At 73.5% G+C, this 21,710-nt stretch carries 17 protein-coding genes, 1 other RNA gene and 1 pseudogene; 11 read left to right on the top strand and 8 right to left on the bottom strand.

Translation table 11 applies throughout. The annotated features are described in order from the left end of the window. Positions 1-388: 388 nt before the first annotated feature. Positions 389-1,600, bottom strand: a complete 1,212-nt coding sequence (locus LG396_RS37850) for a hypothetical protein (RefSeq protein WP_225798178.1) — start codon at positions 1,598-1,600, stop codon at positions 389-391. Positions 1,601-1,757: 157 nt separating this feature from the next. On the opposite strand from LG396_RS37850, the gene LG396_RS37855 reads away from it, so the two are divergent. Continuing rightward, positions 1,758-2,231 (top strand): DUF3574 domain-containing protein, encoded by a 474-nt coding sequence (locus LG396_RS37855; RefSeq protein WP_225798179.1) that lies wholly within the window; start codon positions 1,758-1,760, stop codon positions 2,229-2,231. A 196-nt stretch (positions 2,232-2,427) separates the two neighbouring features. Here the strand turns inward: LG396_RS37855 and LG396_RS37860 are convergent, their stop codons facing one another. Further along, positions 2,428-3,459, bottom strand: a complete 1,032-nt coding sequence (locus tag LG396_RS37860; RefSeq protein WP_018840908.1) for a LacI family DNA-binding transcriptional regulator — start codon at positions 3,457-3,459, stop codon at positions 2,428-2,430. A 145-nt stretch (positions 3,460-3,604) separates the two neighbouring features. Here LG396_RS37860 and LG396_RS37865 point away from each other — a divergent pair, with 145 nt between their 5' ends. Next, on the top strand, positions 3,605-4,558 hold the full coding sequence (locus tag LG396_RS37865) for a glycoside hydrolase family 16 protein (protein ID WP_225798180.1): 954 nt from the start codon (positions 3,605-3,607) through the stop codon (positions 4,556-4,558). Further along, positions 4,555-5,712, top strand: coding sequence for a beta-1,3-glucanase family protein (locus tag LG396_RS37870; RefSeq protein ID WP_225798181.1), 1,158 nt, complete (start codon positions 4,555-4,557; stop codon positions 5,710-5,712). Before LG396_RS37865 ends, LG396_RS37870 begins: the two co-directional genes overlap by 4 nt. A 167-nt stretch (positions 5,713-5,879) precedes the next feature. Here LG396_RS37870 and leuE read toward each other — a convergent pair whose 3' ends face one another. Further along, positions 5,880-6,581, bottom strand: coding sequence for a leucine efflux protein LeuE (gene leuE / locus LG396_RS37875; protein WP_225798182.1), 702 nt, complete (start codon positions 6,579-6,581; stop codon positions 5,880-5,882). 140 nt (positions 6,582-6,721) lie between these two features. Between leuE and LG396_RS37880 the strand changes: the two genes are divergently transcribed. Continuing rightward, positions 6,722-7,267 carry an MOSC domain-containing protein gene (locus LG396_RS37880; RefSeq protein ID WP_018840912.1) on the top strand — a complete coding sequence of 182 codons (546 nt, stop codon included), beginning with the start codon at positions 6,722-6,724 and terminating at the stop codon, positions 7,265-7,267. Between the two features lie 41 nt (positions 7,268-7,308). Here the strand turns inward: LG396_RS37880 and LG396_RS37885 are convergent, their stop codons facing one another. After that, positions 7,309-8,916 carry an arylsulfotransferase family protein gene (locus LG396_RS37885; protein ID WP_225798183.1) on the bottom strand — a complete coding sequence of 536 codons (1,608 nt, stop codon included), beginning with the start codon at positions 8,914-8,916 and terminating at the stop codon, positions 7,309-7,311. A 169-nt stretch (positions 8,917-9,085) separates the two neighbouring features. Between LG396_RS37885 and LG396_RS37890 the strand changes: the two genes are divergently transcribed. Beyond that, positions 9,086-10,768: a ribonuclease catalytic domain-containing protein gene (locus LG396_RS37890; protein WP_225798184.1), complete on the top strand. Its 1,683-nt coding sequence runs from the start codon at positions 9,086-9,088 to the stop codon at positions 10,766-10,768. Positions 10,769-11,651: 883 nt separating this feature from the next. On the opposite strand, the gene LG396_RS37895 is transcribed toward LG396_RS37890, so the two are convergent. Beyond that, complete coding sequence (locus LG396_RS37895) at positions 11,652-12,611, bottom strand: MerR family transcriptional regulator (RefSeq protein WP_225798185.1); 960 nt, start codon at positions 12,609-12,611, stop codon at positions 11,652-11,654. Positions 12,612-12,671: 60 nt separating this feature from the next. Next, the gene (locus LG396_RS37900) at positions 12,672-14,132 is read right to left on the bottom strand and encodes a pyridoxal-dependent decarboxylase (protein ID WP_225798186.1); all 1,461 of its coding nucleotides are present in this window, start codon (positions 14,130-14,132) and stop codon (positions 12,672-12,674) included. 68 nt (positions 14,133-14,200) lie between these two features. Between LG396_RS37900 and LG396_RS37905 the strand changes: the two genes are divergently transcribed. The 5 genes and pseudogenes from LG396_RS37905 to LG396_RS37925 all read left to right on the top strand — a co-directional run bounded on the left by LG396_RS37905 (position 14,201) and on the right by LG396_RS37925 (position 19,017). Next, complete coding sequence (locus LG396_RS37905; protein ID WP_225798187.1) at positions 14,201-15,031, top strand: helix-turn-helix domain-containing protein; 831 nt, start codon at positions 14,201-14,203, stop codon at positions 15,029-15,031. A 117-nt stretch (positions 15,032-15,148) separates the two neighbouring features. Next, positions 15,149-15,865: pseudogene (locus LG396_RS37910) on the top strand (DMT family transporter); the annotation flags it as partial. Between the two features lie 131 nt (positions 15,866-15,996). Beyond that, an RNA gene (gene rnpB, locus LG396_RS37915) (RNase P RNA component class A) lies at positions 15,997-16,397 on the top strand. A 398-nt stretch (positions 16,398-16,795) separates the two neighbouring features. Continuing rightward, positions 16,796-18,205 carry a hypothetical protein gene (locus tag LG396_RS37920; protein ID WP_225798188.1) on the top strand — a complete coding sequence of 470 codons (1,410 nt, stop codon included), beginning with the start codon at positions 16,796-16,798 and terminating at the stop codon, positions 18,203-18,205. Positions 18,206-18,210: 5 nt separating this feature from the next. Further along, positions 18,211-19,017, top strand: coding sequence for a hypothetical protein (locus tag LG396_RS37925; protein WP_225798189.1), 807 nt, complete (start codon positions 18,211-18,213; stop codon positions 19,015-19,017). Here the strand turns inward: LG396_RS37925 and LG396_RS37930 are convergent. Then, positions 18,978-19,598, bottom strand: coding sequence for a hypothetical protein (locus tag LG396_RS37930; protein ID WP_037748138.1), 621 nt, complete (start codon positions 19,596-19,598; stop codon positions 18,978-18,980). The genes LG396_RS37925 and LG396_RS37930 overlap by 40 nt on opposite strands. 12 nt (positions 19,599-19,610) lie before the next feature. Then, a complete protein-coding gene (locus LG396_RS37935; protein ID WP_037748140.1) occupies positions 19,611-19,904 on the bottom strand; it encodes a hypothetical protein in 294 nt (97 codons plus the stop codon). Positions 19,905-20,394: 490 nt separating this feature from the next. Here LG396_RS37935 and LG396_RS37940 point away from each other — a divergent pair, with 490 nt between their 5' ends. Next, entirely contained in the window at positions 20,395-21,651 is a 1,257-nt protein-coding gene (locus LG396_RS37940; RefSeq protein WP_225798197.1) for a cation:proton antiporter, read from the top strand. The last annotated feature ends 59 nt before the right edge of the window (positions 21,652-21,710 follow it).

The following is a 21,710-nucleotide window of genomic DNA, read 5'->3' on the forward strand; positions in this document are numbered from 1 at the left end:
TGCACCGAACCCCACGACACAGGACCCGGCCTACGGAATCCAGCCCTACCAAGCCCGGCCCCTACGGGACCCGGCGGGACTGGACCCGCCAGCAGCAGGCCCGGCAGAGCCCCGGGAACTAGCCTCAAGCCCGGCCGAACACCGCCAATCGGCAAGAGTGCTCCACGCGCGAGCGGGGTTGGTTCCGGCCGCACCACGCCGAGTACGACCACGAGCGCGTTCCCCCCGCGCACGCCGGCGTGGTCCCGATCTGCGCCACGGGCGCTCCCTGGTCACGGTGTGCTCCCCGCCCCAGCGAGGTTGGACCAAGCCAACCCCCTTCGCCTGCCCGGGCAGAGGCGCCCCCGGCCCTGCCCCACCCGGCCCGCGCCCGCGTCGCGGCCGGCCCTCACCCCCGCATGCGGCGTACCGCGCGGCGGGCGACGACTCTGACCAAATCCTTCACCGGCACGTTCCGCACCGGCCGGTCCTCCAGTGCCCCCCGCCCCGCCGACCCCTCCGGAGCCGGGGCCGGGGCCGAGGCCGGAACCGCCTCCGGGGACTGCGGCGCGGCCTTCGCCGCCAGCGCCGCCGACGCCAGTATTCCGCCCAGGACCGCCTCGGTCGCCGCCTCCGTGGGGATCTCCGTCGGCGTCACCGGCTCCGGCGGGGCCTCCGGGCGCCGGGACAGCGCGTCCAGGTCGCCGACCACCCTGACCCCCGACGCCGCGATCCCCGCGGCCACGCGCTCCGCGACCTTCGCCACCGCCTCCTCCGCCCACGGCGGGGTCGTGATGCGTGGCTCGCCCGGCGCCGGTTCGTACGACTGCAGCCGCGGGACCACGCCCTCGCGGATCACCTTGCCCTGCCGCCACGTGCTCCAGTTGCGGTCCCGGAGCTTGCGGTTGAGCTGCAGCAGCAGCTCCGCCTCGCTCTGCGTCAGCGACGAGTTGCCGCCGCTCTCCTGCGGGCGGAGCACCCCCTCCGGCAGGTCGAGCAGCTGCTCGAAGACGCGGAACTGCCACAGCGGCCTCGCCTCGTCCACGACCACCGCCGTCACGTTCTCCGCCCCCGCGGCCGCCGCCCAGCGCGCGATCAGCTCGTCGTGCCGCTGCAGGTGCCAGAAGTCCGGGGTCGGCTCGTCGTACGGGGGCTTGCGCAGCATGCCGTCGAGCCAGGTCTCGTACGACTCGCAGAGCCCGTGCTTGACGTACTGCTGCCAGTGCGACGGCATGATCTTCCGCAGCGGGCGCAGCGTCACGACCACGTGTACGGGGTGCTCGCCCGCCAGTTCCGCCACCGCCGTCCGGGCGGCGTCCGCGGAGGCGGTCGCGAAGAACTCGCTGCTCGCGAAGAACCGCATGCCACCCGCATCGGCCGCCTCCGTACAGAACGCCTCCCACGGCTGCCGCTCCGCGGCCGTCGGGTCCTTCCTGGCGATCGCGACCGCCGGGTCCTTCGCCTGGCGGCCCGGCCCGGCGTAGACGACGCCGTGCTCCCGCAGGGTGTCGCGGGCCTGGTGGAAGGCGGCCTGGAGGGCAGTGGTGCCTGTCTTGTGGGGGCCGATGTGGAGCAGCCGCGTACCCGGTGGTGTGGGCGCGGTGAATCGCTCTTCCTGCATGGAAGGGCCTTTCGTGGTCCGGAGGAGGGCCTCGATTCTGCAACCGTGCGGTCACCGGCCGGTGAGATGGAGCCGAACAGCGGGCAAACAAACGGCCCCGGTCCTGGTCGGGGGCCCCGCCGCGCAACCTTCGGTCCCGGTGGTCGTTTCCCCGGTCGTGAACGCTACGAAGCCCCGCCTCCGCATCGCCGCCCTCGTCCTCGCCGCGGCGCTCGCCGGCGCCGCCGCGGCCACCGCCCCCGCCGCCCTCGCGGACGGCGACCCCGCGCCGCCGGTCGCGCCGTCGCAGGCCGCGGACCTCGCCCCGTACGTGCAGACGCACCTGATGTTCGGGACGGTACGGCCCGACGGCGGCCCGGACGTCACGGACCGGCAGTTCCGCGCGTTCGTGGACGAGGTCGTCACGCCGCGCTTCCCGGCGGGGCTGACGGTGGACGAGGTACGCGGCCAGTACCGCGACCGGCACGGCACGATTGAGCGGGAGCGCTCGTACGAGGTGTACCTGCTCTACCCGCTGACCGAGGCGCAGGAGCAGGACGCCCGGATCGAGGAGATCCGCGACGCCTACACCGCGCGGTTCGCGCAGGAGTCGGTCGCCCGGGTCGACGAGCCCGCCCGCGCCGGCTTCTGAGCCCCGGCCGGGCCCCCGAACGCGGTCCCGGCCCGGAGCCCCGCCACGGCCCCGGCCCGGAGCCCCGCCACGTGTCCCGGTCCCGGCCACGGACACGGTCCCCTGCCGCGGTCCCAGTCCCGGCCCGGAGCCCGGCCCCGGCCCCGGTCCCGGCCCGGCCCGGAGCACCGCCGCACCCCCGACCCTGCCCCGCCCCTCACCCCGACTCCCTGACCACCAACCGCGGCGTCGTCACCACCGGCTCCTGTCGCTCCTGCCCGCCCCCCAGGCTGCGCAGCAGCAGCCGGGCCATCACCCCGCCCATCCCCTCGACGTCCTGGTGCACCGTCGTCAGCGGCGGCTCGGTCCACATCGCCGGCTCCAGGTCGTCGTACCCGACGACCGCGACGTCGGCGGGGACGCTGCGGCCGTGGGCGCGCAGGGTGCGCAGGGCGCCGGTGGCCATGAGGTCGGAGGCGGCGAACACCGCGTCGAGGTCCGGGGCGCGGGCCAGCAGCCCGGCCATCGCGCGCTCGCCACCCGCCGGGGTGAAGTCGCCCTCGGCGACCAGCTCCCGGCCGGCGGGAGCGCCGCCGTGCGCGGCCAGCGCGGCCCGGTACCCCGCCAGCCGGTCCACCGCCGACGTCTGGTCCAGCGGCCCCGCGATGTGCCCGATCCGCCGTCTCCCCCGCGCCAGCAGGTGCCGTACGGCCAGTTCCGCGCCCGCCCGGTTGTCGGTGTCCACGTACAGCAGGCCCCGCTCCCCCGCCGCCCCCGGCCAGCCCGGCCGGCCGCCGTAGACCACCGGCAGGCCCGCCTCCGCGGCCATGCCCGGCAGCGGGTCGTCGCGGTGCAGCGAGAACATCAGCGCCCCGTCGACGTGCCCGCCGGCCAGGAACCGGCCGATACGCGGGTAGTCCGCCCGGTCCGCGACGTACAGCAGCACCAGCTGCGTGTCCGCCGCCGCCAGCGCCCCGCTGATGCCCCGCAGCTGCCGGGCGAAGAACGGGTCGGCGAAGACCCGGCTCTCGGGCTCGGCGATGACGACGGCGACCGCGCCCGTGCGCCGGGTGACGAGCGTGCGCGCGGCCTGGTTCGGTACGTAGCCGAGCTCGGCCACGGCGCGGTGCACCCGCTCGCGCAGCGGCTCGCGCACCCCCTCGCCGCCGTTGACCACGCGCGACACCGTGGCCCGCGACACTCCGGCACGGGCGGCCACGGCCTCCAGCGTGGGGCGGTTCCCGGACACCTCAACTCCTCTTCACTCGGTGGGCCTTGACAGTAGCCCGCCCACTCGGCAGTGTGCCTCAACACAACCTGAGAGCGCTCTCAAACAGGCGCATCCCCAGGGGAGAACCTCCTCATCCCCCCACACCCCGAGGAGCAGCCCAGACATGCACGCAACACGACTACGGTGGCGCAAGAGCCTGCTCTGCGCGGTCGCCGCGCTGGCCGCGATCAGCGCCCTGACCCTGCCTTCCGCGACAGCAGGCGAGGACGAGGGAAGCGAACCCGCGCCCCTCGCCGAGGTCTTCCGCGACGACTTCGACGGCGCCGCCGGCTCCCCGCCGGACGCCGCGAACTGGATCGTGGACACCGGCACTTCGTACCCCGGCGGCCCCGCCAACTGGGGCACCGGCGAGATCCAGACGTACACGGACAGCCCGGAGAACCTGCAGAAGGACGGCTCCGGCAACCTCACCATCACCCCGCGCCGCGACGGCAACGGCGGCTGGACGTCCGCCCGCATCGAGACCCAGCGCACCGACTTCCAGGCCCCGGCCGGCGGCGTGATGCGCGTCGAGGCGCGCATCCAGATGCCGAACATCACCGGCGACGAAGCCCTCGGCTACTGGCCCGCGTTCTGGACCCTGGGCGACGCCTACCGCGGCAACTACTGGAACTGGCCGGGCATCGGCGAGTTCGACATCATGGAGAACGTCAACGGCGTGAACAGCGTCTGGGGCGTGCTGCACTGCGGCACCGCGCCCGGCGGCCCGTGCAACGAGAACAACGGCCTCGGCGCCTCCCGCGCCTGCCCGGACAGCAGCTGCCAGTCCGGCTTCCACGAGTACGCCCTGGAGCTGGACCGCAGCGGCCCGGTCGAGGAGCTGCGCTGGTACGTGGACGGCCAGCAGTACCACTCCGTCAACGCCGACCAGGTGGGCGCCGAGACCTGGGCGAACCTCGCCCACCACGGCCACTTCCTGCTCCTCAACGTCGCCATGGGCGGCGCCTTCCCCGACGGCGTCGCCGGCCACGCCACCCCCACCGACGCGACCCGGCCCGGCGTGCCGATGACCGTCGACTACGTATCCGTCGAGCAGTCCGGAGGTACCGCCAAGTGATCTCGCGACGCAGGCTGCTGGGTGGCCTGGCCGTCGCGTCCGCCGCCGCGGGGACACCTCTGGTGCTCTCCGCGGCGCGGGCGGGCGGCGCCGCAGCGGCCCTCGACGTGTCCGTCGTCAACAGGACGGGCGCGTACGAGAACTCCTCCATCAGCATCTACGTCGTCGGCAACGAGGGCGGCCGGCAGGTCCGCCTCACGCCCGACGGGACGCTGGCGCCCATCTCCCTCGACGACAACGGCCCCGACGGCTACACCGACTACGCCATCCCCTTCGCCGGCAGCGGCGACACGTCCCTGACGCTGCCGAACATGTCCGGCCGCCTCTACGTCGCCCTCGGCGGCAAGCTGAAGATGAAGGCGGTCACGGACGGCGCCGGCAGCGCGGCGCTCGCGTACCCGGCCGGCTGGGTGTCCACCGACCCCAACTACCCGCTGGTGCACGACTGCATGGAGTTCACGCTCAACGACGCCGGCATGTTCTGCAACACCACCATGGTCGACATGTTCAGCGTCCCGATGTCCATCCACCTGACGGGCGAGGCCGACCAGACGACCGGGACGCTCAAGGACGGCGCCCGGCAGCAGGTGTTCGACACCCTGGCGGGCACCGAGGGCTACGGCCGGCTGGTGGACGCGGACGGGCTGCGCGTCATCGCCCCCGGGCACGGCCTGGACGCCGGGCTGTTCGACGGCGCGTACCTCGACGGGTACGTGGACGAGGTGTGGTCGGCGTACGCCGGCAAGGACCTGAAGGTCACCACGAACGCCAGCACCTTCACCGGCCGCGTCGCCGGCGACCGGCTGTCCTTCACCGGCCCCGCCGACGTCGCCTTCGACCGGCCGCCCACCCGCGACGTGCTGTTCTGCGACGGCAAGCTCGCCGCCCCGAACGACGGCACCACGGGACCGGTCGCCGCCATCCTCGGCGCCGCGCTCAACCGCACCACCCTGCGCGACCACGCCGACCAGCCCGTCACCGACCCGGCCGCCTTCTACGGCACCGACATCTCCAACCACTACGCGCGGGTGATGCACGAAGTGTCGGAGGACGGGCGGGCGTACGGGTTCGCCTTCGACGACGTGTCCGGCTTCGCGTCGTACATCGAGGACCGGGCGCCGCGGCAGCTCACGCTGACGCTGACGCCCTTCTGACACCCACGGGAGCCGGCGGGGGGCAGCGGGAGCCCGCCGGTTCCCGCGGGGCCGCGATAACCGCGGCGTGCCGGGGGCTGTCCGGTGGTCAGGGCCGGGCAGCCCGCGGCCGGCGGGGCGCGGACGCGCGCCCCGCCGTGCGGCGGCCCCGGGCCCCCGCGCGGCGGTTACGCGCTGCTCACCGACAGCTTGGCGGCGAAGCCGAGGAACGCCGTGCCGGCCGCGGCCGACATCCCGGCCGTCAGCCGCCGCCTGCGGCGGAAGAGCGCCGCGAGGTGCGTGCCGCTGAAGATCAGGGCGGTCAGGTACGTGATGCTGAACAGCTGCGCCCAGGCCGCCAGTACGAGGAAGGTCAGCTCCGGGTGCGCGTACGCCGGGTCGATGAACTGCACGAAGAAGGAGACGAAGAACAGGATCGCCTTCGGGTTCAGCAGGCTGACGACGAACGCCCGGCGGTACGGGCGCTCCATCTCCTCCTTCGCCGGCTCCGCACGCACCGGCTCCGCACGCGCCGGCCCCGCGCCCACCGGCTCCCCTTCCGCCCGGGCGACGGCCCGCGCCCCGCGCTCGCGCCACATCCGCCACGCCCCGCGCAGCATCCCGACCGCCAGCCACGTCAGATAGCCGGCGCCCGCGAACTTGACGACGGCGAACGCCGTCGGGCTGGCCTGGAGCAGCGAGGCCACGCCGCCCGCGGAGAGCACCATGAGCACCATGTCGCCGCACATCACGCCGCCGGCCGCGCGGTAGCCGGCGCGGGCGCCGCGGCGGGCGGCGACGGAGACGACGTAGAGGGAATTGGGCCCCGGGAGCAGGATGATCAGGGCCAGCCCCGCGAGGTACGTCGACAGATCGGTGACTCCAAGCATGCGGGCCAGGCTGCCACGCGTCCGCCCGTCCGTACGAATCAATAAGCCGCGGTCCCGCATGGCGGACACGGCCGGCCCCGCACCCCCGCCGGTTAGGGTCGTGGTGGATCGACGGTCACGGCGGAGGGGGCTCGTACGGCATGGACGACGGCACGGTCATAGCGGTGTGCAGCAGCGGCGAGTACACCTTCCACAAGCCGGCCCGCGAGGCCGTCACCCTCCTGGCCGGCCTCGGCGTCGAGGGCGACGCGCACGCGGGCGTCACGGTGAAGCACCGCTCCCGGGTCGCCCGCGACCCCTCCCAGCCGAACCTGCGGCAGGTGCACCTGATGCACGAGGAACTGTTCGCGGAGGTCGCCGAGGCGGGCTTCCGGGTACGCCCCGGGGAGCTGGGCGAGAACGTCACCACCCGCGGCATCGACCTGCTCGGCCTGCCCACCGGCACGCTGCTGCACCTCGGTGCCGAGGCCGTCGTGGAGATCACCGGGCTGCGCAACCCCTGCCACCAGATCGACGACTTCCAGTCCGGCCTGCTCAAGCAGGTCGTGGGCCGGGACGCGGCGGGGAACGTGGTGCGCAAGGCGGGCGTGATGAGCGTGGTGCTGACGGGCGGCGTGGTACGTCCCGGGGACCGGGTCGCCGTCGTGCTGCCGGACGCCCCGCACCGCCCGCTGGAGAAGGTCTGAGGGCGGCGCCCACGCCGCCGGGCGGCGTGGGCGCCCGGCGCTCAGCCGGCGCCGCTCCCGCCGGCCGCACCGCTTCCCCCGGCGCCGGTCCCGGTAACCGCGCCGGTCCCGGTGACCGCGGAGGCGCCGATCACGTCGCCGTCCGCGTCCAGCGCCTCCGCCTGGACGTACGCCGCGTCCCCCGCCTCCGCGGGCAGGTCGACGTCCGTGTCGAGGCCGTCCCACCGCTCGCGGGCGACGGGCCGCAGCTCGTCCGGCGCGTCCCCGGCCAGCACCCGCCAGCCGGCGACCTCCGTGGCGCCGTTCCACACCGCGTGCGCGTCGCCGGACGCGCCGTCGATCCGTACCTCCGGGGCGGTCGCGGGCTCGCCCGCCCACTCCTGGCGGTAGGCGCGGTACGAGCTGTACTCCTCCGGGAAGACGGCGTCGAACACCAGCCGCCCGTCCGCGTCGAACTCCGAGACCCGGCCCGCGGAGCCCCAGCCGACCAGGGTGTTGCCGCCCGGCAGGGCCTGGCTGCCGCCGGTGACGGCGGTGGAGACGCGGTCGGGGTGGACGAGCTGGCGGGTCAGCTCCGCGGTGCCGCGCCGCGGGTCGACGCGCAGCCACGCCACCCGGGACTCGTAGCCCTCGGAGTGCATGTTCTGGTTGTCGAACATGCGGTACGTGCCGTCGCCGACCGCCACCACGTCGTGCTGGGCGATGGTGCGCGCCCCCGCGCCGAGCCGGAAGTCGCTCTTCTTGCCGCCGAGCCGCCAGACGATCCCGCCGGTCCGCCGGTCGACCTTGTAGACGGTGCTGGTGCCGTGGGCGGAGACGAGGAGGTCGCCGTCGGTGTCGAGGGAGACGGAGTTCGCGTGCAGGTAGTCGAAGGGGCGGGTGCCGGCGCGGCCCGAGGGCCGCTCGTCGGACTCCGTCAGCGGTACGTGGTCGAGGCTGCGCCACTCCAGCAGCGGCTCGCCGGTGGCGACGTCCAGCTCCCACACGACGCTCTCGATGACGTCGCCGTCCTCGGGGCCGCCGACGGGGGTGAGGTCGTAGGGCCGCTGCTGGTAGCTGACGACCAGGGCGGTGCCCTCGGGGGTGAGCCGGAACTCGTGCAGGTCGATGGTCTGCCCGGGGTCCGGGGAGCGGACGGTGGCGATGATCTCGTAGTTCTCGTCGGCGATGTAGCCGACCCCCTCGCCGAGCCCCGCGGTGTCGCTCTCGCCCTGCCACCAGGTCAGAACCTTCTCGCCGCGGTACTCCTGCACGCGGAAGTCGGCGACGTACTCGTCCTTCGGGATGCGGTGGTACCAGACGGGCCGGCCGCGGTCGTCGACGATCTGCGGCCCGCGGCCCGCCTCGGGCGGCGGTTCCTCGCCGGGCGGCCCTGCGCGGCCGGGGTTCTTCTGCGGTCCGACGAAGAGCAGGCCGTCGCCCATGCCGGGCTGCCGCTCCAGCACGTCGAGGGGCGGGGGCGGCGGGTCGGGCGGCTGCTCCGCGGCGGGGGCGGCGGACGGTACGGCGGCAGGAGCGGTGGCAGGCGCGGTGGCCGGGTGGGCGACCGCCGCGGGCGGGAGCGCCGCGACGAGCCCGCCGAGGACGATCGCGGTGCACGTACGCGACAACTGACGGGGTACATGACGGGGCGCGTGGGGCGTGGGCATGTCTCTCCCGGAGGTGGGGGGACTCCACGTCTACCAACCGCCCGGTGACACAGCGGTCACTCCTGGGGCGCGAGGGGGCGGGCCGGAGAGCGAGCCGGAAGCGCGGGTCGGGGCGGATCCGGACGCGGTGGCCGCGCCCGCGACGCCCGTCCGAATTAGGCTGATATGCGTGCCCCAACGCATCCTGCACGCCGTTGACGCCGAGGACGCCCCGCTCCGCGCCGCCCTGCGCCGGCTGCGCGCCGCAGAGGACGTACCCGCCGCGTTCCCGCCCGAGGTGCTCGCCGAGGCCGACCGCGCCGCGAAGGCCCCCCGGCTGCCGGAACGGGACGCGACCGACATCCCGTTCTACACCGTCGACCCGCCCGGCTCCCGCGATCTGGACCAGGCCCTGCACGTCGCGCGCCGGGGCGGCGGCGGGTTCCGTATCCACTACGCCATCGCCGATGTCGCCGCGTTCGTCACCCCGGGCGAAGCCCTCGACGCCGAGGCCCGCCGCCGCGTGACGACGCTCTACTTCCCCGACACGCGCGTACTCCTGCACCCCGAACAGCTCTCCGAGGGCGCCGCGAGCCTGCTGCCCGACCAGCCGGTCCCCGCGCTGCTGTGGGAGATCGACCTGGACTCCAGCGGCCAGATCGCCGAGGCGAGGGTCGCCCGCGCGCTGGTACGCAGCCGGGCGCGGCTCGACTACGGCGGCGTGCAGCAGACCATCGACGAGGGCACGGCGGAGGAGCCGGTGGCGCTGCTGCGCGACGTGGGGCTGCTGCGCGAGGAGCTGGAGCGCGAGCGCGGCGGGATCTCGCTCGGCGTACCGGAGCAGGAGGTGGTGCAGCGGGCCGGCGGCTACTCGCTGGAGTACAGCGCCCCGCTGCCCGCCCACGGCTGGAACGCGCAGGTGTCCCTGCTCACCGGCATGGCCGCCGCGGAGCTGATGCTCGCCTCCGGCACCGGCATCCTGCGGACGCTGCCGCCCGCGCGGCGCCCCGCGCTGACGTATCTGCACCGGGTGGCCCGCGCGCTGGACGTCGACTGGCCGGAGGGCCTGGACTACCCCGAGCTGATCCGCTCCCTCAACCCGCAGATGGCCAACCACGCGGCGTTCCTCCAGGAGTGCACCGCGCTGCTGCGCGGCGCCGGGTACACCGTCTTCGACGGCCGGCAGCCGGCGCGGCAGGACGCCGTGCACGCGGCGGTGGCCGGCGAGTACGCGCACTGCACGGCGCCGCTGCGGCGGCTGGCCGACCGGTACGCCGGGGAGCTGTGCGTGGCGGCGTCGGCCGGCGAGGCGGCACCGGAGTGGGTGCGCGAGGCGCTGGGCGGGCTCCCGGAGCTGATGGCCGGGGGCGCGGCGCGGGCGGCGCGGCTGGAGCGGGAGTGCGTGGACCTGGTCGAGGCGGCGCTCATGAGCGGGCGGATCGGGGAGGTCTTCGACGGGCACGTGGTGGCGGTGGACGAGCGCCGGCCGACGAGGGGGACGGTGCAGCTCTACGAACCGGCGGTCATCGGCCGCGTGGACTCGGAGGACTCGACGACGTCGTCGGCCACGGAGGGCGCGGAGGGCGCGGAGGGCGCGGAACGTCCGGCACCCGCGGACGGCGCGGCATCGGCGGACGGCGGTCCACCCGCTGACGCCGCGCCACCCGCCGACTCGGCACCACCCGCGGCACCCGCCGATGGTGCGTCTCCCGCCGACTCCGCCGAACCCGCCGAACCCGCCGAACCCGCCGAGGCCGGCGTCGGTGCCTGGCCCGCCCCCGGCGAGCCCTTGCCCCTCGGACACCGGGTGCGCGTGCGGCTGACCGCCGCCGAGCCCGGGGTGTCCCCGGTGCGCTTCGAGCCGGCGCCCTGAGCGGGCAGCGGCCCGCGCTCCCCCGCCTGCTCCCGCTCCTCCTCCCGCGCCGCGCACGCCCGGCGCAGGGCGTCGACCACCGGCTTCGGGTCGTCCGCGTAGAACCGCAGCACCCGCGCCTCCGCCCGCTTCCCCAGCGGCCGGACGAACGACACCGGCTCGGTCAGGTCCACCGTCACCGTCGTCTGCCCGCCGACCGCGAGGTCCGCCGTGCCGTCGTCCGCCAGACGCAGCAGCCCGCCCCCGTCGGGGAAGCGGCGGTCGAGCCGGGCGTTCGCGATCAGCTCGGCCGGTACGGGGATGTCCAGCAGGACCCCGTACCGTACGCGCAGCGAGCCGTCCGCGCCGACGACGTGCGGCCGGACCACGCTGGCCGCCTGGAGCGCGAGGATGAAGTAGATGCCCCAGATGTCGAGGACCAGCACCACGGCGTGCACCACGGGCCACGGGATGACGAGCGCGAGCGCCACCGTCTCGATGACGGAGACGAAGAAGAAGCCGTAGAACGTGAACGCCTGCCCGGAGGCGTACGCGGCGGCGGTGTCGCCGGGGCCGACGCCGTGCTTCGGGCGGCGGGCGAGCCAGCGCAGGGTGGCGGTGAAGAGCTTCACCTCGTGCACGGTCAGCTTGCGCACGGCGGCCGGGACGCTGTCCCGTACCGCTTCGAGACCCGCCGCGCGGGGCGCGAGGCCGGCGCCGCGGTGCCGGCGGTAGTCGGCGGCCAGCAGCGTGACCAGGGCCGCGGTGACCAGCAGCACGGCGATCTCGACGGCGAGCATGACGGGTTCCGGGATGCCGGCGCCGGAGGCGAGGCAGAGCACGAGCACCAGCTCGCCGGGTACGAGCGAGGCCAGGGCCCAGCGGACCGTACGGCGCAGCGCGTTCACGACGCACTCTCCCCGCGCCGCCGGTCCGCGCGCCCGGCCCCGCCCGCCTCGCCGGCCCCGCCCGTCCGCTCTCCGAGCAGGGCCATCGCCCGGCGCATGACCTCGGCCTGCGCCGGGGGGAAGTCCGCGAAGAACATCTCCGCGAAGGCTTCCCCGCTCTCGTCGCCGCCCCCGGCGGCGGTCCCGGTCCCGGTCCCGGTCCCGGTCCCGGTCCCGGCCCCGGTGCCGTCGCCGGCGCCGCCCCCGGTCCCGTCGCCGGCCACGGCGGGGACCGGGTCCGGCCCGTCGGTGACCAGCGCCCGCGCCTCCTCCGGCATGGCGGCGACCACGTCCCGCGCCAGCTCCTCGACGCGCGGGTCGTCCGGCTCGGCACCGGCCAGCTCGTCGAGCCGGGCGTAGATGCCGTACGCGCGCGTCATCGCCTCCGGGTCGGAGCTGAGCGCGTGCAGCAGCCCCGCGAGCCAGCCGCGGTGCGCCTCGTCCGCGGTGGTGTCGAGCAGCGCGAGCAGCTCCCGCTCCTTCACCGCGCTCGCCGGCTCCGGGACGCCGAGCCGGGCGGAGGCGCGGGACATGTCGGCGAACACCGCCGCCAGCTCCGGCGACACCGGCCCCTCGGCGGTCAGCCCGCCGCCCTCCGCGTGCCGCAGCAGCTCGGCGAGGCGGGCGCGGCGCTGCCGGATGGCGTCCTCCTGCCGGGCGAGGTCGGCGTCCAGCTCGGCGAGGATCTCGTGCAGCTCCTTGCCGGCGTCGTCGGCGAGCGCGTCGCGCACCTCGTCGAGGCTGAGCCCCAGCTCGGTCAGGCGGCGGACGCGGGCCAGCTCGACGGCGTCGCGCAGGGTGTAGACGCGGTAGCCGTTGGCGCGGCGGGCGGGCTCGGGCAGGAGCCCGATGCGGTGGTAATGCCGCACGGTACGGGTGGTGACCCCGGCGAGCGCGGCGAGCTCTCCGATTCGCATGAGCCCAGTAGAAACGTTGACGCTGCGACAAGGTCAAGCGACGGGCCGGGGCCCGGTCGTTCAGGCGGTGCCGGCGGCCGCCGCGTCCGCGGCGGCGCACAGGTCGTCCCACAGCGCGCGCACGTGCCGCTCCTCGGTCTCCAGCCCGCCGACGGCGACCCGCAGCAGGTAGCGGCCGTCGACCACGGTGTGCGTGACGTACGACCGGCCGCCCGCGTTGACCTGCTCCAGCGCCGCCTTCGTCGCGGCGTTGTCGGCGTCGGTGCCGCGGCCGGTGGCGACGTGCAGGCAGACCAGCGCCAGGCTGCGCGGCACCCCGAGCGCGAAGCGCGGGTCGGCCGCCGCCCACGACTCCAGCTCCGCGGCCAGCGCCACGTGCCGGCGCACGTGGTCCCGGATGCCTTCGAGGCCGAAGCGGCGCAGCACCGTCCACAGTTTCAGGGCGCGGAAGCGGCGGCCGAGCGGCAGGTGCCAGTCGCGGTAGTCGACGACGGCGCCGGACTCGCTGGCGGCGTTGCGCAGGTACTCGGGCAGCACGGTCAGCGCGCCGGTGAGGGTGGCGGTGTCGCGGGTCCAGAAGAGGTTGCAGTCGAAGGCCGTGAGCAGCCACTTGTGCCCGTCGGTGCTGTACGAGTCGGCCAGCCCGGCGCCGTCGAAGAGCGCGCGGTGCTCGGGGCAGAACGCGGCGGCGCCGGCCCACGCGGCGTCGACGTGCAGCCAGACGCCGTACTCGGCGCAGACCGCGGCGATCTCGCGCACCGGGTCGACGGCGCCGGTGCCGGTGGTGCCGATCGTCGCGCAGACCAGCACGGGGCGGCGGCCGGCGGCCACGTCCTCGCGTACCGCGGCGGCCAGGGCGGCCGGGGACATCTCCTGGCCGCCGAGCGCGCCGGCCACGACCCGTACGGCGTCCGCGCCCAGACCGGCGGCGATCGCGGCCTTCTCCAGCGAGGAGTGCGTGTGCGCGGAGACGTACAGCACCTCACGCCCGTCCCGGCCGGCCGTCCGCCACTCACCGGCGGACGTCCGGTGCAGCGCGGCGAGCAGCGCCACCAGCGAGGACGAGGACGCGGAGTCCTGGATGACGCCGCCGCCACCGCCGGCGAAGGTGAACTCGGCGGGCAGGCCCGTGGCGTCGGCGAGCTGGTCGAGGAGGTGCTGCTCAAGCTCCGTGCAGGCCGGGGACGTCGACCAGAGCATGCCCTGGGTGCCGAGGCCGGTGGAGAGCATGTCGCCCAGCAGGGAGGCGAGGGAGGCGTTGGCGGGGAAGTACGCGAAGAAGCCGGGGTGCTGCCAGTGCGTGGACGCGGGCACCACGACGCGGTCCATGTCCGCCAGCACCTCCGTCAGCGGCTCGCCCTCCTCCGGCAGCTTCGCCGGCAGCCGCTCGCGCACCCAGCCGGGCTCGACGCCGGGGAGCACCGGCAGGTCGCCGACGCGGGCGCGGTAGTCGGCTATCCAGTCGACGTAGGCGTGGCCCAGCTCGCGGAACTCTTCCGGGGACAGATCTCGCTGCGACATCCGCGCATCGTAGGCAGCCGCGGAATCCCGCTGGCAAGGGCCGTACGGCATCGAGCACAATGCGACGCATGAGCGGCAAGGGGGGCGCCAGGGGTCCGGAGGAGTACGCCCGCTGGACGCGGGCGCCGCTCGGCGCGGACCAGTCCCTGTACCTGATGACGGCGTGCTTCACCGCCCACCGCTACGCGCCGCACGCGCACCACGAGTTCGCCGTCGGCGTGTGCACGCACGGCGCCGAGGTCATCGACTACCGCGGCGACCGGGTCCGGGCCAAGCCGGGCAGCATCGTCGTCCTCGCCCCCGGCGAGGCCCACACCGGCGGCCCGCTGGGCGACGAGGGGTACGGGTACCGCGCGTTCTACCCGTCCATGGCGCTGCTCACCGACGGCGCCTGCACCGACGCCCACTTCGCCGACCCCGTCATCGACGACCCGGCCCTGGCCGCCGCGCTGCGCGCCGCCCACGCGGCGGTGGACCGGGGCGCGGAGCCGCTGGAGACGGAGTCGCGGCTGCCGTGGCTGCTCGCCGCACTGGCCCGCCGGCACGGCCGCGCCCGCCCGGCCGCCACGGCGGCGCTGGGCAGCGGCGTCGCCCGTGCGGTACGGGACCGGCTGGCGGACGAGCTGACGGACCCGCCGTCGCTGGCGGCGATCGGCTGCGACCTGGGGCTGTCGCGGTACCAGGTGCTGCGGGCGTTCCGGGACACCATGGGCATGCCCCCGTACGCCTGGCTGGCGCAGCACCGGGTGACGCTGGCGCGCGGGCTGCTGGAGGCGGGGCACCGGCCGGCGGAGGTGGCGGGGCTCGTGGGGTTCGCGGACCAGGCGCACCTGACGCGGTGGTTCCGGCGGGTGCTGGGCGCGACGCCGGCGGCGTACCGCCGCAGCGTCCGCCCCTGAGGGCGCGCAACGGCATTCAAGACAACGGGCCGCCGGGGCGCGGACGCTTGCGGCATGACTGCACGCGGCTGGGTCCTGTTCCTCCTCATGGGCGTCATCTGGGGAGTCCCGTATCTGATGATCAAGGTGGCGGTCGACGCGGTGTCGCCGTCTGGGGTCGTCTTCGTACGGTGCGCGCTGGGCGCGCTCGTCCTGCTCCCGCTCGCGCTGCGCGGCGGGGGGCTGGTCCGTACCGTACGGACGCACTGGGCGCCGATGCTGGCGTTCGCGTGCATCGAGATCATCGGCCCGTGGTGGACCCTGACCGACGCCGAGCGCAAGCTCTCCAGCGCCATGGCCGGCCTGCTGATCGCCGCGGTGCCGACGATCGGCGTCATCCTCGCCCGGGCCCTCGGCGACGAGGAGCGCCTGGGCCGCCGCCGCTGGCTGGGCCTCGGGCTGGGGCTCGCGGGCGTCGCGGTGCTGGCGGCACCGGAGCTGAGCGGCGGCTCGGCGTGGGCGATCACGGAGGTCATGCTCACCGCCCTCGGCTACGCCACCGCCCCACTGATCATCGCCCGCCGCCTCAAGGACGTACCGACCCTCCAGCTCATCGCCCCCTGCCTGCTGCTGGCCGCGATCGTCTACGCCCCCGCGGGCATCGCCTCCTGGCCGGACACGACGCCGTCGGGGAAGGTACTCGCGTCGCTCGTGGGCCTCGGGGTGCTGTGCACGGCGCTGGCGTTCGTCGTCTTCCTGGAGCTGATCCGCGAGGTGGGCCCGACGCGCGCGGTGGTCTTCACGTACATCAACCCCGCGATCGCGGTCGCCGCGGGCGTCGCCTTCCTCGACGAACCCCTGACGGGCTCGATCGCCGCCGCCTTCGTCCTGATCCTCGCCGGCTCCTTCCTGGCCACCGCCGCCGCCTCGGACCCCGGCGGCGGCAAGGAGACCGTCGCTGCGACTAACATGGACCCCACGGCGGACGAGCCGGCCGGGCGGTCGCGTCGGTCCCCACCAGGGATCGCCGAGGAACGTCCGGGCTCCACAGGGCAGGGTGGTGGGTAACGCCCACCCGGGGTGACCCGCGGGACAGTGCCACAGAAAACAGACCGCCGGGGGCTTCGGCCCCCGGTAAGGGTGAAACGGCGGTGTAAGAGACCACCAGCGCCCGGGGTGACCCGGGCGGCTAGGTAAACCCCACCCGGAGCAAGGTCAAGAGGGGCCGCGCAAGCGGCCCTGCGCGGACGACCGAGGGCGGCCCGCCCGAGTCCGCGGGTAGACCGCACGAGGCCGGTGGCAACACCGGTCCCAGATGGATGACCGCCTCCCCGCGGACCGCAAGGCCCCCGGGAGACAGAACCCGGCGTACAGGCCGACTCGTCCGCCTCCACGGCCCTGACCTGGGTGTTTACCTGGATCAGGGCCGTTTTCCGCGCCAAGACGCGTAACGCCTCTACCTGCGGTTTCCCGGAAGTTCCCGCGCGTTTGTGTAATGGATGTGTAACGCGATCTTGGTGTCGGGACAGCAGCGAGGCTGGATGCCGCCTGGAGAGCGCTCAATGGCGAGGCCACCGGGGGAAGCCGCTCGACCATCGTGTCCGGTCACTTGAGCGCAGGTTCGAGACAAGACCATCATGTGAAGCGGAACCTGAACGCAACGCAGCTACCGTCGAGAGCACCACTCTCAAGAACCGCCCCCGACGTGGAACCGAACCGACGGGTAACAGCGTGCTGTTCGCCGAGGCAACAGCTCTGTTCAGGCGGTGACTGCTGGGAGGGCATGTGAGTACCGAGAGGAACTTCCCCCATTTAGGCTTCGACCCGGCCCCGGGTGATCTCAACGACCTGTCGACTCTGGTGTCGCTGGTGGGGCGGGTGAGCGGCGAGGGCAACTCCGCACACACCGAGGTCAACAAGATCGGTGCCTCGGACGGCATCTGGGTGGGGAAGGCCGCAGACAAGTTCAGTGAGAGCGTCTCCGAGATACCGCCCTACCTGAAGAAGGCGCTGGGTTCCCTCGACGAGGCACACCGGGCGCTCTCGTCGTGGCACACGAGCCTGGCCCGCTTCCAGGCCGCGGCCCGCCGCCTGGAAAGCGAAGCCGCAGACGCCGCCGGGCGGGTGAGCACGGCGCAGGGGGCGGTGGACGGGCTGCCGGCCGACACCGCGGGCATGTCCGACCGGGAGAAGGAAGACCACGAGCGGGACGGTAAGGGTAAGAAGCGGGCGCTGAGCGACGCGCAGGGCGAGCTGGACGATATCCGTACCCGTGCGCGCACCCTGAACGGCGAGTTCAACACTGATGCCCGGAACGCCGCCAGGAGGCTCAGGGAAGCCGCTGACGACGCCCCGCCCAAGCCCAACTGGTTCGAGCGGCGGATCAACGATCTCGGCAACATGCTGGAGAACGCCTTTGCCTCGATCACCGATCCAGACTTCTGGAAGGCCATCGGGGACTTCCTGGCCGATGCCGCGATGGTCGTCGGCATCCTGGCCCTCCTCGGCGTTCCCGGGCTCGGCTGGATCGGCCTCGCCCTGGCGGGCGGTGCGCTGCTGTTCCACGGGGCCGCCTTCCTCGGCGGCGCGGAGGGCGTGACATGGCAGACCCTCGCCTGGGACGCGGCCGGGGTTTTCGCCGGCTTCCGGGCGGTGAAGGGGATGCGGTTGGCGAAGGCGGGCAAGGACCTGAAGAGCGCCGGCACCACCATCAGGACCCTGGGAACGGACAGCCTCAACGCGGCCAAGACCCTGAAGAACACGGCCGGTTTCAAGGCCATGGCGTCCAACTTCATGCGCAAGCCGTGGAAGGTGAAGGAAGGCCTCCAGGGGCTGCGTACCGGCGCGCAGAACTCCCTGCAGGCGTTCCGGGAGATGCGCCAGTCGTACCGCTGGATCGACAAGGGGAGCAGCATGGTCCGCCAGGGTGAGTCGATGATCTCGTCGGGGCGGTTGAAGGATCTGCGGTGGACGCAGGGCGGCGTCGGCCTGTCCGGTGGTTCCAACATCAACGGCCGGTACTTCTTCGAGGACGGGGCGCCCTGGTACGGAGACTGGAACACGGGCGACATCCCCCTGGTCGGCACGGCACCGAAGGTGTGGGATTTCGTGGAGCCCGACCGGGATCTCAGCCAGCCCCTCGCTTCTGCCGGCACCGCCTTCGACAGCGGCATATCGCCCCGGGCAGGGGGGTGACAGCCGTGCAGGTCAAGCCGGCCCCGCAGGGGCCCGTGCCGGAGAACGTCCGCTACGCCTTCCGTTACGAGCTGCCAGACGCATTCGTACACGTCCGGGATCCGATCCGGCTCGACGCCTGGCAGGAGGCCGCCGTCGAGCTGCTCCCCGGGGCGGACGAGGTGGAACGTGCCGAGTACGCCCGGCAGATGCTGCGGAGCCTGCCCACGCTGCTCGTGGCCGAGGAGACCCTCGTGGACGTGGCGGTGTGCCTGGGGATAGAGGATTCCGACGACGGCTACCGGCTCTCCCAGGGCCTGCTGGCCGTCTCCGCCCGCCCGAGCCTGCACGGCGACCGGTTGCTGGCCGCGGAGGGCATCTACCGGGCCAAGGAGCAGGCGCTCTTCGCCGGAGAACAGGGCCTGACCGAGATCGACCTCCCGCGGGCGAAGGGCCGGCAAGGTGCGAAGGACACGCTGCTCGCCGTGCACCTGCCCTGCGGCCCCGGGGTGATGTCGGCGTCAGTGCGCGCGGTCCGGTCGGCGGACGTCGCCGCGTCTCTGCAGGACGGTGACGCACCACCGGCCGGCAACCCGGGGATGGTGCCCGAAACCGTTTCCCTCGCTGTGCTCCAGCTCATCATCCCGGCACCTCACGACTACGTCGTGTACGTCACGGTCTCCACGCCCTGCGTCGACCTGCTGACGGCGTACACCGAGCGGCTCTCCGCCATCGGCCGGACCTTCTCCTTCGACACCGCGGAAGAGCGGGACGACGAGGAAAGCGAGGCGGCTCAGCCCTCCGTCGCCGCCGATACCGCCGGAGGCCACTGAATCCCCTCGCGCGCCAGCAGCCGCAGGTACGACGCTCGGCGCCTGCGCATGAACACCTTCGAGAACACGATCAGCAGGATCAACGCCGCGGCGAGCCCGCCGGCGGCGACGAACACCAGCGGCTCACCGACACCCCCGCTCACCAGAACGGCCACCATCACGACCGCGAAGACCTTGAAGGCCAGCCCTCGCACCGGCTCCCAGCCCACCACACCGAAGTAGTCGGCCTTGATCCGGGCGTGCAGCAGCCGGACCTCGCGCCGGGCAGGCCCACGGGCGATCAGCGGTACGGGCCAGGGGTACATGCCGGGCAGCCGACCCCCTCGGAGCGCGCGCGGATAGTCACGACCGGTGCGCTCGGCGCGGCGGCGGGCGTCGGGGAGGCGGCGGAACGTGTGCAACGGCGGGCGCAGATCGGCGGGGACGCCGGTGGCGAGCCCGGCATAGCGATATCCGAACTGCTCCGCGCAGTAGGCGAACTTGGCGAAGAGCCAGACCGACGGCCACGGGATCGGCGTGTTGAACTCCCCGAGCGCGTCGCCCTCCTCCAGCATCTTGCGCAGGTACCGTCGCATCCGCATGAGGGCTCCCGCTCAGCCGCCCTTGCCCATCAGCTCGTTGTAGAGCTTCTCGTCCAGCTTCGCGAACTCGTCGGCCGCCGTATTGGTGAACGACGACACACCCTTGGTCATCTTCGAGAGCTGGCTGAAACCGTAATCCCACGATCCGGCAAAGTCGTCGCACGCGGCGTGGAGTTCCTCGTGACCGATCCTGGTGGCATCGGCCCGGGTCATTTCCTTCGAGGCGCTCTTCATCCGGCTGCCGCTCTCCTCCAGGGTGCGGGCCATCTCCCTGACCTCGTCGTAGGCGAACCTCAGAAACGACACCGAACGCTCCCCTCAGCCCTCAAAGAAGACCCTCCCACCACGGTACCAGCGGGGTGTCCGCCCCTGCACGACCGAAACCGCCCGTCGCAGCGGTCGTCTGGCCGGTTTCGGGCGCCGAAGGTGCGTGTACTGCTGACGTCGTCGCCGTTCATGACGCCGGTCCTGTTTCATGACGAAGACGTGAGGTCTCCGTTGAGTGCCCTCCGGTGGGCCACAGCGTCGTACCGCTCGCAGTTGCTGACTCAGCCGTTGCTGATCACCCTCCACAACCTCGGCCCTGCACCGCGGTAAGGGCGACCAGGCGCGAGTCGTCTGCAAGCCGTCCCGCTCGTCTACGGACAGCGGGCCAGGGCATCTGCCGACACCTGACTTGCGATGGCGTCAAGGGTGGAGGGGTGCGCGGGAGTGGGATAAGGTTCCCGGCGGTGTGCCGGGAAGTCTGGTCGGCGAGCAGGGGAATGATCGCTTTGCTGATCGGGGGGCTTCCGTCGTGGTACTTATCGCGGTCTTCGGTGTGGCGCTGCTGGTTGCGGTGCTCCTGTCGGGCCTGGCGGCCCGCTCCGTCCTTTCCACGTCGCTGCTGTTTCTGGTCGGTGGCGCCCTGGTCAGTGACGGCTTCCTGGGTCTGATCCACATCACGCCGGACAGTGACCTGGTCGCGGTTACCGCTGATCTCGCGCTGTTCGCGGTGCTGTTCACCGATGGCATGCACGTGTCGTTCCCTGCTCTGCGCAGCGCCTGGAAGAACCCTGCCCGCGCACTGGCGCTCGGTATGCCGCTGGCCTTCTTCGGTATGGCGCTGGTCACGCACTTCGTGGTGGGACTGGACTGGACGACGTCCTTCTTGGTGGGTGCGGTCCTGGCACCGACCGACCCGGTGTTCGCCTCGGCGATCGTGAGCCGCAAGGAAGTACCGGCGCGGCTGCGTCAGTTGCTGAACGTCGAGAGCGGCATCAACGACGGCCTCGCGCTGCCCGTAGTACTCATTCTGATCGCCGCCGCCGGCCCGGCCGGGCACGGAGCCGAGGCGGATCTCGGCAAGATCGGCCTGGAGTTGATCGGAGGGCTGGCGCTGGGAGTCGCGGCGCCGGCGGTGGTGTACTGGCTGGTGCGGTTCCGTCTCCTGGGTCCGGAGCCCAAGTTGCAGCCGCTGCTGCCGCTTGCGGTCGGGATCATCCTGTACGCGGTCTGCCACTTGACCCACTCCAACCCCTACCTGGCTGCGTTCTCCGCCGGCGCGGTCCTCGCCTCCCTCTCCCCGGAGGCCAAGGGCGCGTTCGAGCCGCTCGGAGCGTCGCTGGCGGAGCTGGCGAAGTTCGCCGCGCTGCTGGTGTTCGGGGCGCTGCTGACGCCGGAACTGTTCGGCAACCTGTCCTGGGGCGGGTACGTGGCGGTGGTACTGGCTATCGTGCTGATCCGGCCGGCTTCGCTGCTGCTGTCCCTCATCGGGACCCGCTTCGACCGGCGTGAACGGCTGACCGCGGCCTGGTTCGGGCCGAAGGGCTTCGCGTCGGTGGTCTACGGGCTCCTGGTGCTCCAGGCCCAGGTCCCGCAGGGCGAGGAAGCCTTCACACTGATCGCGGTCTGCATCGCGTTTTCGATCATTGCCCACTCCAGTACCGACGTACCCATCGCTCGCATGTTCAATGTCGAGGATCTCGTCGGCCTGCCGAACGGGGCGGACAGGGCTGCGGGCCATGTCGTCCCGAAGCAGCGGCAGCCGAGGGCGGACCGTGCCCGGTCGTGATGCGCACGTTGGCGCCCGGCGAACCGCGATGAGAGAGAGCATGCATGCGCGGTTGCGGT

This window comes from Streptomyces aculeolatus, assembly GCF_020400605.1.
In the GTDB taxonomy this organism is placed as follows: domain Bacteria; phylum Actinomycetota; class Actinomycetes; order Streptomycetales; family Streptomycetaceae; genus Streptomyces; species Streptomyces aculeolatus.

Bases quoted from the DNA above. Each gene is read 5' to 3' on its own strand.
- LG396_RS37900 (WP_225798186.1), bottom strand. From the start codon at position 14,132: ATGTCGCAGCGAGATCTGTCCCCGGAAGAGTTCCGCGAGCTGGGCCAC.
- LG396_RS37865 (WP_225798180.1), top strand. From the start codon at position 3,605: ATGCACGCAACACGACTACGGTGGCGCAAGAGCCTGCTCTGCGCGGTC.
- LG396_RS37885 (WP_225798183.1), bottom strand. From the start codon at position 8,916: ATGCCCACGCCCCACGCGCCCCGTCATGTACCCCGTCAGTTGTCGCGT.
- LG396_RS37930 (WP_037748138.1), bottom strand. From the start codon at position 19,598: ATGCGGATGCGACGGTACCTGCGCAAGATGCTGGAGGAGGGCGACGCG.
- leuE (WP_225798182.1), bottom strand. From the start codon at position 6,581: ATGCTTGGAGTCACCGATCTGTCGACGTACCTCGCGGGGCTGGCCCTG.
- LG396_RS37895 (WP_225798185.1), bottom strand. From the start codon at position 12,611: ATGCGAATCGGAGAGCTCGCCGCGCTCGCCGGGGTCACCACCCGTACC.
- LG396_RS37880 (WP_018840912.1), top strand. From the start codon at position 6,722: ATGGACGACGGCACGGTCATAGCGGTGTGCAGCAGCGGCGAGTACACC.
- LG396_RS37850 (WP_225798178.1), bottom strand. From the start codon at position 1,600: ATGCAGGAAGAGCGATTCACCGCGCCCACACCACCGGGTACGCGGCTG.
- LG396_RS37905 (WP_225798187.1), top strand. From the start codon at position 14,201: ATGAGCGGCAAGGGGGGCGCCAGGGGTCCGGAGGAGTACGCCCGCTGG.